General features: G+C 66.7%; 14 protein-coding genes. 11 read left to right on the forward strand and 3 right to left on the reverse strand.

What is annotated here, in order from left to right; genetic code table 11:
* Positions 1-192: 192 nt before the first annotated feature.
* A complete protein-coding gene (efp, locus tag EV667_RS10915; protein ID WP_131835374.1) occupies positions 193-762 on the reverse strand; it encodes an elongation factor P in 570 nt (189 codons plus the stop codon).
* Between the two features lie 134 nt (positions 763-896).
* On the opposite strand from efp, the gene epmA reads away from it, so the two are divergent.
* Positions 897-1,940, forward strand: coding sequence for an EF-P lysine aminoacylase EpmA (gene epmA / locus EV667_RS10920; RefSeq protein WP_131835375.1), 1,044 nt, complete (start codon positions 897-899; stop codon positions 1,938-1,940).
* Between the two features lie 6 nt (positions 1,941-1,946).
* On the opposite strand, the gene EV667_RS10925 is transcribed toward epmA, so the two are convergent.
* Both EV667_RS10925 and EV667_RS10930 read right to left on the reverse strand, forming a co-directional pair.
* Positions 1,947-2,618, reverse strand: a complete 672-nt coding sequence (locus tag EV667_RS10925) for a uracil-DNA glycosylase (RefSeq protein WP_131835376.1) — start codon at positions 2,616-2,618, stop codon at positions 1,947-1,949.
* 5 nt (positions 2,619-2,623) lie between these two features.
* Positions 2,624-3,241: a LabA-like NYN domain-containing protein gene (locus tag EV667_RS10930; RefSeq protein ID WP_131835377.1), complete on the reverse strand. Its 618-nt coding sequence runs from the start codon at positions 3,239-3,241 to the stop codon at positions 2,624-2,626.
* Positions 3,242-3,485: 244 nt separating this feature from the next.
* On the opposite strand from EV667_RS10930, the gene rpoZ reads away from it, so the two are divergent.
* The 10 genes from rpoZ (at position 3,486) to recO (ending at position 11,678) form a co-directional block, all read left to right on the forward strand.
* Positions 3,486-3,872, forward strand: coding sequence for a DNA-directed RNA polymerase subunit omega (gene rpoZ / locus EV667_RS10935; protein ID WP_131835378.1), 387 nt, complete (start codon positions 3,486-3,488; stop codon positions 3,870-3,872).
* A gap of 171 nt (positions 3,873-4,043) precedes the next feature.
* Entirely contained in the window at positions 4,044-6,245 is a 2,202-nt protein-coding gene (locus tag EV667_RS10940; RefSeq protein ID WP_131835379.1) for a RelA/SpoT family protein, read from the forward strand.
* A gap of 60 nt (positions 6,246-6,305) precedes the next feature.
* The gene (locus EV667_RS10945) at positions 6,306-6,497 is read left to right on the forward strand and encodes a CsbD family protein (protein ID WP_131835380.1); all 192 of its coding nucleotides are present in this window, start codon (positions 6,306-6,308) and stop codon (positions 6,495-6,497) included.
* A 94-nt stretch (positions 6,498-6,591) separates the two neighbouring features.
* A complete protein-coding gene (pyrE, locus tag EV667_RS10950; protein WP_091437163.1) occupies positions 6,592-7,185 on the forward strand; it encodes an orotate phosphoribosyltransferase in 594 nt (197 codons plus the stop codon).
* Positions 7,182-7,958, forward strand: coding sequence for a pyridoxine 5'-phosphate synthase (locus tag EV667_RS10955; protein WP_131835381.1), 777 nt, complete (start codon positions 7,182-7,184; stop codon positions 7,956-7,958). Before pyrE ends, EV667_RS10955 begins: the two co-directional genes overlap by 4 nt.
* 13 nt (positions 7,959-7,971) lie before the next feature.
* A complete protein-coding gene (gene acpS / locus EV667_RS10960) occupies positions 7,972-8,382 on the forward strand; it encodes a holo-ACP synthase (protein ID WP_131835382.1) in 411 nt (136 codons plus the stop codon).
* Between the two features lie 130 nt (positions 8,383-8,512).
* Positions 8,513-9,268 carry a signal peptidase I gene (lepB, locus tag EV667_RS10965; RefSeq protein WP_131835383.1) on the forward strand — a complete coding sequence of 252 codons (756 nt, stop codon included), beginning with the start codon at positions 8,513-8,515 and terminating at the stop codon, positions 9,266-9,268.
* Positions 9,265-9,984, forward strand: coding sequence for a ribonuclease III (rnc, locus tag EV667_RS10970; RefSeq protein WP_131836314.1), 720 nt, complete (start codon positions 9,265-9,267; stop codon positions 9,982-9,984). The genes lepB and rnc overlap by 4 nt, the downstream gene beginning before the upstream one ends.
* Positions 9,981-10,940 (forward strand): GTPase Era, encoded by a 960-nt coding sequence (gene era, locus EV667_RS10975; RefSeq protein WP_131835384.1) that lies wholly within the window; start codon positions 9,981-9,983, stop codon positions 10,938-10,940. Before rnc ends, era begins: the two co-directional genes overlap by 4 nt.
* A gap of 9 nt (positions 10,941-10,949) precedes the next feature.
* The gene (gene recO / locus EV667_RS10980; protein ID WP_131835385.1) at positions 10,950-11,678 is read left to right on the forward strand and encodes a DNA repair protein RecO; all 729 of its coding nucleotides are present in this window, start codon (positions 10,950-10,952) and stop codon (positions 11,676-11,678) included.
* Positions 11,679-11,726 lie beyond the last annotated feature (48 nt).

The raw sequence follows: 11,726 nt of genomic DNA on the forward strand, positions 1-11,726 counted from the left end.
GATCGCTCGTCAGCTTTCCTCCATCATAGCCGGGCTTGGCCCGGCCATCCACGTCTGACCCCGCCTGAAGTGCAAAGGCGTGTGCCCCCGGGTCAAGCCCGGAGATGACGATCCGACAAGCCGCCCGAAGAGAGAAACAAAAGAAAAGCCCGGCACTTGGCCGGGCTTTATGATTCGATGTGTCAGGGACACTCAGTCCTTGGCGCGCTCGACATAGGAGCCGTCGGCGGTCATCACCACGATGCGGGTGCCGACCGCAATGTGCGGCGGCACGGCCGAGCGCACGCCGTTGGAAAGGATGGCGGGCTTGTAGGAGGAGGAGGCGGTCTGCCCCTTCATCGCCGGCTCGGTCTCCACCACTTCGAGTACCATGCGCTGGGGCAGCTCGATGGCGATGGCGATGCCGTCATGCACCGAGAGATGCACCTGCATGCCGTCGCTGAGATAGGCCGCCTGCTCGCCGATCACGTCGGGCGACACGGCGAGCTGGTCGTAATTCTCAGGGTTCATGAAGTGGAAGCCTTCACCGTCCGAATAGAGGAAGGTGTGGGGACGGTCCTCGACGAGGGCGCGCTCCACCTGCTCGGTGGTGCGGTAGCGCTCGGAAACCTTGGTGCCGTCGGAAATGCGGCGCATGTCGAGCTGGGTCACCGGGGTGCCCTTGCCGGGATGGATGTTCTCGGCGGTCAGCACCACGTAGAGCTTGCCGTCCATGTCGACCACGTTGCCCTTGCGCAGCGTGCTGGCGATGACCTTGACCATTGCGGTCCTCTGGCTGTTGGGTGCGCCGCATCGCGCGGGGCACCGCTGGGATTCCGTTGCGGCCTCCTATACAAGCGCGGCCGCTTTCCGCCAACCCCGCCCGCATCCCGCACTGCGAACGCCGGAGCACCGCCATGTCCGTTTCCACCTCGCCCTGGTGGTCGCCCGAGAGCCATGCCGACCGCCGACCCTTCCTTCTGGCGCGGCGGAATATCCAGGCGGCGCTGCGCGCCACGTTCGCCGAGCAGGATTTCATTGAGGTGGAGACGCCGATCCTGCAGGTCTCGCCGGGCAACGAGACGCACCTCAAGGCTTTCGCCACCGAGCTTGAGCGGCCGGACGGGTCCCGCACGCCGCGCTATCTCCACACCTCGCCGGAATTCACCGCCAAGAAGCTGCTGGCGGCCGGCGAAAAGCGGATCGTCACCTTCGCCCGCGTCTTCCGCAATGGAGAGCGGACCGCGCTACACCATCCCGAGTTTACCATGCTGGAATGGTATCGCGCCGGCGAGGGCTATGAGGCGCTGATGGAGGATTGCGCGAGGCTGCTGGCCGTGGCTGCGCAGACAGTGGGGGCGTCGCATTTCCATTTCGGCGGGCAGGTCTGCGACGTCACGCAGGCCCCCGAACGCCTCACCGTGGCCGACGCCTTCACGAGCTTCGCCGGCATCGACCTGATGGAGAGCGTCGGCGAGGTCGAGAACAACCGCGAACGCCTCTGGCACGCCGCGCACCGCGCGGGCATCCGGGTGGCGCCGGACGACACATGGGCGGATGTGTTCACCCGCGTCATGGTCGAGAAGGTCGAGCCGCATCTCGGCATCGGCCGGCCGACCGTCCTGTGCGACTACCCGGCGTCGGAGGCGGCGCTGGCCCGCCCAAAGCCGTCCGATCCGCGCCTTGCCGAGCGATTCGAGCTTTATGTCTGCGCCGTCGAACTCGCCAATGGCTTCGGCGAACTCACCGATCCTGCCGAGCAGCGCCGCCGCTTCATCCAGTGGATGGACGAGAAGGAGCGCCTCTATGGCGAGCGCTACCCGATCGACGAGGATTTCCTCGCCGCCCTCGCGCACATGCCGGAAGCCTCCGGAATCGCACTCGGCTTCGATCGGCTGGTGATGCTGGCGGCCGGCGCGCGGCGGATCGAGGATGTGCTGTGGGCGCCTGTGGCACCCTGACCGGGTTCAGCTCAGCGCGTCGATATGGTCGCGCACCTTGGCGAAGACAGCGTGGAACATTGGCGTCGTCAGCACCCCGGTGTTCGTGTTGTAGCGCGAGCAATGGTAGCTGTCGAAAAGCACCAGATCGCCCAGAAGGTGCACCGCGCCATGGGCGAATTTGTGATGCGACAGCCGCTTGCCATGCGCCGCCAGCACCTGGTCATGGGCGATCTTGCCCAGCGCGACGATGGCACTCAGGCTCGGCAGCAGGCCGAGCGTGGCGGAGAAGAACGGCCGGCAGGTCCGTATCTCGTCCGTGGTCGGCTTGTTTTCCGGCGGCACGCAGCGCACGGCATTGGTCAATCGCGCGTCGCGCAGCCGCAGCGAATCGTCCGGCCGGGCCTCGAACGTGCCGGTGGCAAAGCCGAACTTGATCAGCGTCGAATAGAGCAACTCGCCCGCATAGTCGCCGGTGAAGGGGCGGCCGGTGCGGTTGGCCCCGCGCAGCCCCGGCGCGAGGCCGACGATCAGCAGCCGCCCGTCGGCCGGCCCGAAGGAAGGCACCGGCGCGTTGTGCCAGCCGGGCTCCTGCCCGCGCCAGTGCTCGCGGAAGGCGACGAGGCGCGGGCACAGCGGGCAGTCACGCGGCGGCTCGGGCGCCGCCACCCCCGGGGAGGCGTCGAGGAGAGCCGCCATCGGGTTCAGGCGTCCGGCCCGTCATCATCGGACGAGGGCGTCGGCGTGCGCCGCTCAAGGAATCGCGGCGTCTCCTGCATGCGGCCGGAACGGTCCGCCGGGTCGCGGCCGACCCGCGCCTGCAGGTCCACCAGATCGAGGAACACGTCCGCCTGCCGGCGCAGTTCGTCGGAGATCATCGGCGGCTGGGTGTGGATGCTGGAGACCACCGTCACCCGCACGCCCTTGCGCTGCACCGCCTCCACCAGCGAACGGAAATCGCCGTCCCCGGAAAAGATGACGATGTGGTCGACATGGCCGGCAAGCTCCATGGCGTTCACCGCCAGCTCGATATCCATGTTGCCACGCACGCGGCGGCGGCCCTGGCTATCGGTGAACTCCCGCGCCGGCTTCGTCACCACCGAATAACCATTGTAGTCCAGCCAGTCGAGCAAAGGGCGGATCGACGAATATTCGGTGTCTTCGACCAGTGTGGTGTAATAGAAGGCCCGCAAAACGTAGCCGCGTCCCTGGAAGTCCTTTAGCAGACGCTTGTAATCGATGTCGAAACCGAGGGATTTAGTGGCGGAGTACAGATTTGCCCCATCAATAAAGAGGGCGATCTTTTCCATGCCGTTGACCATAGTGATAAAATACCCGGACTGATAAATCTGGACGGCCACAGACGCCCCACCGACGCCGGGGCTATCCTCGCGCCTATACACATATCGGATTTATGGCGGCCGCGAGACGAACGGCCCGGTTGTCCGCCGCTTTTAATCGCTTGATCGTGAGGACGAGACGCTGCCGCCGGCCGGGGAAAGCTTGCCCCTCAGGCCGGATTGGTTTAAGCACCCCGCTTCCCTATCCCGTCAGGAGTGCCGAAGCATGGCTCGCGTCACCGTCGAGGACTGCATCGACAAGGTCGACAATCGCTTCGAGCTGGTCCTTCTTGCCGGCCACCGTGCACGCGCCATCGCGTCCGGCGCGCCGATCACGATTGACCGTGACAACGACAAGAACCCGGTCGTGGCCCTGCGCGAGATCGCCGACGAGACTGTCTCGCCGGAAGATCTGCGTGAGGAATTGATCCACTCGCTCCAGAAGTTCACCGAGGTGGACGAGCCGGAGCCCGAGACCGTTCCCATGATTGCCTCGTCCCATTCGTCCGGCGACGATTCCGACGTCATGCTCGACCGCATGACCGAAGAAGAGCTGCTGGCCGGCCTGCAGGGGCTGGTGCCCCCAGAGCCGAGCGACGACGACGAAGGCTGACCGGCTTTCGGGCGGATTGCCCGAACCCGATTGCGCGAACGGCCCGGCCCTGTGCCGGGCCGTTTCCGTTTTGCGTGCCTTTTCCGCGACATGCGGCTTGCGCTGGCCGGACTTGCGGACGATATCTAGCTCAGCGGCCGCCTCGGTCGATCCTTCTCGCGAGTCCCTGTCATGATGCGGCAGTACGAGCTCGTCGAGCGCGTGCGCCGGTACAATCCCAATACCGACGAAGCGCTGCTCGATCGCGCTTACGTCTATGCAATGCGGGCCCACGGCACGCAGAAGCGCGCCTCGGGCGATCCCTACTTTTCGCACCCGCTCGAAGTCGCCGCCATCCTGACCGACCTCAAGCTCGACGACGCCACCATCGTGGCGGCACTGCTGCACGATACGATCGAGGACACCGACGCCACCCGCGACGAGATCGACCGCATCTTCGGTCCACAGATCGGCGCACTGGTCGAGGGCCTGACCAAGATCAAGAAGCTCGATCTGGTGTCAAAGCAGGCCAAGCAGGCCGAGAACCTGCGCAAGCTGCTGCTCGCCATCGCTGACGATGTGCGGGTGCTGCTGGTCAAGCTCGCCGACCGCCTGCACAACATGCGGACCCTCAAATGGGTGCCGGAAGAAAAGCGCTCCCGCGTCGCCCAGGAGACGCTGGACATCTATGCCCCGCTCGCCGGCCGCATGGGCATGCACGACATGCGCGAGGAGTTGGAGGACCTGTCGTTCCGCCAGCTTTCGGCGGAAGCCTATGATTCCATCCTCGGCCGCCTGCAGGCGCTGAAGGAGAACAATGGCGAACTGGTCGCCGCCATCGAGCGCGAATTGTCCGATGCCATCGCCCAGAAGGGCATCGAGGCCGTCGTCACCGGACGGCAGAAGCGCCCGCACTCCATCTGGCGGAAGATGGAGCGCAAATCGGTGGCTTTCGAGCAGCTCTCCGACATTTACGGCTTCCGGATTCTGGTCGACAGCGTGGAGGCCTGCTACGCGGTGCTCGGCGTCGTGCACACCAAATGGCCGCTCGTTCCGGGCCGGTTCAAGGACTACGTGTCGACGCCCAAGCAGAACGATTACCGCTCGATCCACACCACCGTGGTGGGCCCCGGCCGGCAGCGCGTCGAACTGCAGATTCGCACCCGGCAGATGCACGAGATCGCCGAATACGGCATCGCCGCCCATGCGCTCTACAAGGACACGGGCGGCACCGACCCGCTCACCCGCGATTCCAACGCCTATGCCTGGCTGCGCCGCACCATCGAACTGCTGGCGGAGGGCTCAAGCCCGGAAGAGTTCCTTGAGCATACCAAGCTTGAACTGTTCCACGACCAGGTGTTCTGCTTCACCCCCAAGGGCCGGCTGATCACCCTGCCGCGCCGCGCCACCCCCATTGATTTCGCCTATGCCGTGCACACCGGCGTCGGCGACCGGGCGGTGGGGGCGAAGATCAACGGCAAAATTTCTCCCCTCGTCTCCGAACTGCAGAATGGCGACGAGGTGGAGATCATCACCGCTTCGGGGCAGACGCCGCCGGCCGCGTGGGAATCCATCGTCGTCACCGGAAAGGCCCGCGCCGCCATCCGCCGCGCCACCCGTGCCGCCGTGCGCGCGCAATATGCCGGGCTCGGCAAGAAGATCGTCGAGCGCGCCATCGTGCGCGCCGGAAAAGTGTTTTCCGAGGAAAAGCTGGCGGCCTCCGTCGGCCGCCTGGCCCGCGCGTCGCTGGAAGATGTCTATGCCGCCGTCGGGCGCGGGGAAATGCGCTCGGATGACGTGGTGAAGGCGGTCCATCCCGAATGGACCGGCCCGCGCCCCGAGGAGCGCGCCGCGCTCAAGGGCGAGGGCTGGTTCGAGCTGGAGCAGGGCCAGAGCCTGAAATTCAAGATCCCCGGAATCGAGAGCGACCCCGATCCGCTAACCGCCATCCCGATTCGCGGCATTAACCGCGAGCTGCCGGTGCGCTTCGCCCCCAATGGCGGCGCCGTGCCGGGCGACCGCATCGTCGGAATCCTCTCGCCGGGGGAGGGGATCACCATTTACCCCATCCAGTCGCCGGCGTTGCAGGATTTCGAAGAGGAGCCGGAGCGCTGGCTCGATGTGCGCTGGGATGTCGAGGAAGACGACCCGCAACGCTTCCCGGTGCAGATCGTCGTCGTCGCCACTAATGAGCCCGGCTCGCTGGCCCAGATCGCCCAGGTGATCGGCGAGCGCGACGGCAATATCGAGAATCTGCGCATGTCGTCGCGCTCGGCCGATTTCACCCGCATGGTGATCGATATCGGGGTCTATGATTTGCGCCACCTCACCGGCATCCTCGCCGATCTGCGCGCCCGTCCGGTGGTGTCGAACGTCGAGCGGGTGAACGGCTGATAAGGAACCGTTAACCCTGATCGGCGTTTGCTCGTCGCAAGACGCGTTCAGGAGGAAGACATGACCGAGCAGATCCACGCCAATTTCCGCATCCTTTCCGGTGCCGCCAAGGCGGTCTGGGGTCGCGTCGCCGGGAACGGTCATTTGGTCGCGAGCGCCCGTGTCGAGCAACTGGCCGGCGAGGCTGCGCTCGCCTGCGCGCGCGCCCGCAGCCGTGGTGGCGATCGTGCGGTTCCCGCTGCCCGGGCCTGACACTCGCCATTTCGGGCCAGTGACGAGTGCGTGACGCCGCCGCGTGGATGGGTTATCACGCCACCCATCCAGAAACCTGCTGCGGGCGTTCCAGATGACACAAGACGAGGTCGTGGCCGAGTTCCGTGCGGCGGGTGCGCTGCTGGAGGGGCATTTCATCCTCTCCTCCGGCCTGCGCAGCCCCATTTTCCTGCAGAAGATGTTCATCTTCCAGGACCCGGTGCGCACCGCGCGCCTGTGCAAGGCGCTGGCGGAAAAGGCGGAGGCCGCTTTCGGCAAGATCGACTATGTCGTTTCGCCGGCCGTCGGTGGCATCGTCCCCGGCTACGAGACCGCGCGGCAGCTTGGCGCAATGGCGGTGTTCGTCGAGCGGGAGGGCGGCACCTTCCAGCTTCGTCGTGGTTTCACCATTCCGCCCGAGGCGAAGGTGCTGATGGTGGAGGACATCGTCACGACGGGCCTGTCGTCGCGCGAATGCCTCGCCTCCATCGCCGAACACACCTCGAACGTCGTCGGCGCCGCCTGCCTGATCGACCGCTCGAACGGCAAGGCCGATCTGGGCGTCCCGCTGGTCGCGCTCGCCCGGCTTGACATCCCCGCCTATCCCGCCGACGCGTTGCCGCCGGAACTGGCTGCCCTGCCGCCGGTCAAGCCCGGCTCGCGCAGCATCCAGGGGGTGAAGGCGTGACCTCCCTCATTCCCCCCATCCGTCTCGGCGTGAATGTCGACCACGTCGCCACCATCCGCAACGCGCGCGGCGGCGACCTGCCCGATCCCGTGCGGGCGGCACAGCTTGCCTGCGCGGCGGGGGCGGACGGCATCACGGCCCATCTGCGCGAGGACCGCCGCCATATCCGCGACAGCGACATGCGGCGCCTGCGCGAGCAGCTGACCGTGCCGCTTAATTTTGAGATGGCGGCGACCGACGAAATGGTCGCCATCGCCCTTGAACACCGCCCGCATGCCGCCTGCCTGGTGCCAGAACGCCGCGAGGAGCGCACCACGGAAGGCGGGCTTGATGTGCTGGGCGGCGGTATCGACCTCGCCCACAAGGTGCAGAAGCTTGCCCATGCCGGCATAAGGGTTTCGCTCTTCGTCGCCTCCGATGCCGCCCAGATCGCCCGCGCCGCCGATATCGGGGCGGCGGTGATCGAGCTGCATACCGGCGCATGGTGCGAATTCGTCGCGGCCGGGGAGACCGCCAAGGCCGCCGCTGAACTGGCGCGGCTGCTGGATGCGGCCGGGCAGGGGAGCGCGCTCGGGCTCGAAATCCACGCCGGCCACGGCCTTGATTATGCGACAGCGGAAATCATGGCGGCGGTCGAGCCGGTGCGCGAACTCAATATCGGCCATTTCCTCATCGGCGAATCCATCTTCGCCGGGCTGGAAGGAACCATCCGCCACATGCGTACCGCGATGGCGCGCGGGCGCGCCCGTCTCGGCGCCCCGCAGGCAGCGTGAGGGAGGGCAAAGCGTGATCCTCGGCATCGGCTCCGACATTACCGACGTAAGGCGCGTTGCCGAGGTTCTGGAGCGCCACGGCGAACGCTTTCTCGACCGGGTGTTCACCCCGGTGGAGCGCGCCAAATCCGATCGCCGCGCCCGCCGGGCGGAGAGCTATGCCAAGCGCTTCGCCGCCAAGGAGGCCTGCGCCAAGGCGCTCGGCACCGGGCTGGCGCAGGGCGTGTTCTGGCGCGACATGGGCGTGGTCAACCTGCCCTCCGGCCGCCCCACGCTGAAGCTCACCGGGGGCGCCCGGGCACGGCTCGACGCCATCACCCCCGCCGGCTACGAGGCGCAGATCGACCTCACCATTACCGATGACGGTCCGTTGGCCCAGGCCTTCGTCATCATCAGCGCCGTCCCCACCGCGCCGGGCGGCTAGGGCTGCCGCGGCGTCACCTCTTGCGATCGTGAGCGGGGCGCGTTGCCGCCGCCGCACTGAGCGGCTATAGGAGCCGCACGGCCGCCTCCGCGCGGCGCACGCCGTGCCGCTGAGCGCACCGGAAGGCAACATGACGTCCACCACCGAACCGAAGAAGCAGGAAGGCGGCCTCGGCGAGACCGTCAAGGTCATCCTTCAGGCGTTCCTGATCGCGCTGCTGATCCGCACCTTCCTGTTCCAGCCGTTCAACATACCTTCCGGCTCGATGAAGGAGACGCTGCTGGTCGGCGACTACCTCTTCGTGTCGAAGTTCAGCTATGGCTACAGCCGCTTCTCGCTGCCGCTCTCGCCGCCGCTGTTCGACGGCCGCATCCTCGGCTCGACGCCCGATCGCGGCGACGTCGTGGTGTTCAAGCTGCCGCGCGACGAAAGCACCGATTATATCAAGCGGGTAATCGGCCTTCCCGGCGACGAGATCCAGATGATCGGCGGCCTGCTGCACATCAACGGCGTGCCGGTGCAGCGTGTGGATGCCGGCTACTGGATGGACGACGAGGGCAACGGGCGGGTGGAGCGCGTGAAGCGCTGGACCGAAACCCTGCCCAACGGCGTCAGCTATCACACGCTCGATCTTGTCGAGAACGGCTTCTACGACAATACCGACGTCTACAAGGTGCCGCCCGGCCACTATTTCATGATGGGCGACAACCGCGACAACTCCACCGACAGTCGCGTGCTCAGCCAGGTCGGCTATGTCCCGTATGACAACCTGATCGGCCGGGCGCAGATCATCTTCTTCTCGGTGAAGGAAGGCGACGCCGCCTGGCAGTTCTGGAAGTGGCCCTGGACGGTGCGCTGGAACCGCCTCTTCTCCTTCGTGCGATGACGCGCGGCAAGAACCGCGTCCCGGACGACGCCGGCCTCGACGCACTGGAAAGCGCGCTCGGTCATGTTTTTGCAGATCGTGCCTATCTGCGCCTCGCGCTGACGCATATCTCCTCGGTAACGGGGGTGCAGGGCTCGAAGGCGCGGGTGCGTTCCTACCAGCGGCTGGAATTTCTCGGCGACCATGTGCTCGGCCTTGTGGTCTCGGACATGCTCTACCGCGCCTACCCGCACGCCGAGGAGGGGGAACTCTCGCGGCGCCTTGCCGATCTCGTCTGCGAGGATGCCTGTGCCGAGGTGGCGCTCGCCATGGGGCTCGGCCCGCATCTGCGCCTCGGCGCCGGCGAGGACCGTTCCGGCGGGCGCGAGCGCCCGGCGATCCTTGCCGATGTTGTCGAATCGGTGCTGGCGGCGGTCTATCTCGATGGCGGCTACCCCGCCGCCGAGGCGATGGTTGACCGCTTCTGGCGTACCCGCCTCGCTGTCCCCGGCAGCTCGGCCCGCGACCCGAAGACGGCGTTGCAGGAATGGGCGCAGGGGCGAGGCTTGCCGCCGCCGCATTACCGGCTGGTCGAGCGCTCCGGTCCCGATCATAATCCCGAATTCCGGATCGCCGTCGACGTGCCGGGTTTCGAGCCGGTCGAGGCGACCGGCTCCTCCAAGCAGAACGCTCAGAAGATCGCCGCTGCGGCGTTTCTCCAACGGGTCACGCAATGAACGACACCATCGACGAGACACCCGAAGAGGGTCCTGACGCGCCCCCCCAGGCGGCGCCCGAAAACACCCGCTGTGGCTTCGTCGCGCTGATCGGCACGCCCAATGCGGGCAAGTCGACGCTCACCAACACGCTTGTCGGCACCAAGGTATCTATCGTCTCGCACAAGGTGCAGACCACCCGCTCGCTGGTGCGCGGTATCGCGATAGAAGGCGCGACGCAGATCGTGCTCGTCGACACGCCCGGCATCTTCGCGCCCAAGCGGCGGCTGGAGAAGGCCATGGTGCGCTCCGCCTGGAACGGCGCGGGCGACGCCGACGCCGTGGTGCTGCTCATCGACGCCCGCGCCGGCCTCAACGAGGAAGTCGAATCCATCATCCGCGGCCTCGCCGATGTGCGCCGCCCGCGCGCGATCCTGCTCAACAAGATCGACCTGGTGAAGCGCGAGAGCCTGCTGGAACTCGCCGCCAAAGTGGCCGAACTCACCAGCTTCGACCGGCTGTTCATGGTGTCGGCGCTGGCCGGACACGGGCTGAAGGAGCTACGTGCCTGGCTGGCGCAGATCCTTCCCTTCAGCCCCTGGCTCTATCCCGAGGACCAGATTTCAGACGCACCCATGCGCTCGCTGGCCGCCGAGATCACGCGCGAAAAGCTGTTCCACCGCCTGCACGAGGAACTGCCCTACCGTTCGACGGTGGAAACCGACTCGTGGCAGGAGCGCAAGGACGGCTCGGTCCGCATCGAGCAGACCATCTTCGTCGAGCGCGAGAGCCAGCGGAAGATTGTGCTCGGCAAGTCCGGCGAGACCATCAAGGCCATCTCGATGTCGGCCCGCAAGGAGCTGACCGAGATCGTCGAGGCGCCGGTCCATTTGTTCCTGTTCGTCAAGGTGCGCGAGAACTGGGCCGACGACCCGGCGCGCTACCGCGAAATGGGGCTCGATTTCCCGCAGGAGTGAGACCGCCCGATGGAGTGGTCCGACGAGGGCATCATTCTCGGCGTGCGCCGCCACGGTGAGGCCAATGCCATCGTCGAAGTGATGACCGCCGGCCATGGCCGCCATCTCGGTCTGGTGCGCGGCGGCGGCTCGCGCCGGCAGGCGGCCGCGCTACAGGCGGGCAACGGCGTGCAGGTGACCTGGCGCGCCCGTCTCGACGAGCAGCTCGGCGCCTACACGCTCGAAGTCACGGCCGCGCATGCCGGCCGGCTGATGGCGCAGGCGCATTCCGCCTTTGCACTCAGCCATATCGGCAGCCTCCTGCGGCTGCTGCCCGAGCGCGACCCGCACCCCGCACTGCACGCCATGCTCGCCACCATGGTCGAACATCTCCACCATGAGCGCCTCGCCGGCATGATGATGGCGCGTTTCGAGCTGACCATCCTGTCCGAAATGGGCTTCGGCCTTGATCTGGAAAGCTGCGCGGCCACTGGCGGGCGTAACGACCTGCTTTATGTCTCGCCGAAATCCGGCCGCGCGGTCAGTCGCGACGCTGGCGCGCCGTGGCAGGCGCAGCTTTTCACGTTGCCCTTTTTCCTCATCAGCGAGGTTCCCGAGCCGCCGGACCCCGAGGACATCGACGCCGCCTTCGCCCTGACCGGCCACTTTCTCGCCCGCCGCGTCTTCGACCCGCGCGGCCTGCCGCTGCCGGATGCGCGCGCCTCGCTCCTCGCCGCTCTCAAGCGGCCCGGTGGATAGCTTTGCACAGGCGCGTTCGCGTCTTGTTCTCGCTCGCGCTTCGCGGTA

Source organism: Ancylobacter aquaticus (genome assembly GCF_004339465.1).
Lineage (GTDB): Bacteria > Pseudomonadota > Alphaproteobacteria > Rhizobiales > Xanthobacteraceae > Ancylobacter > Ancylobacter aquaticus.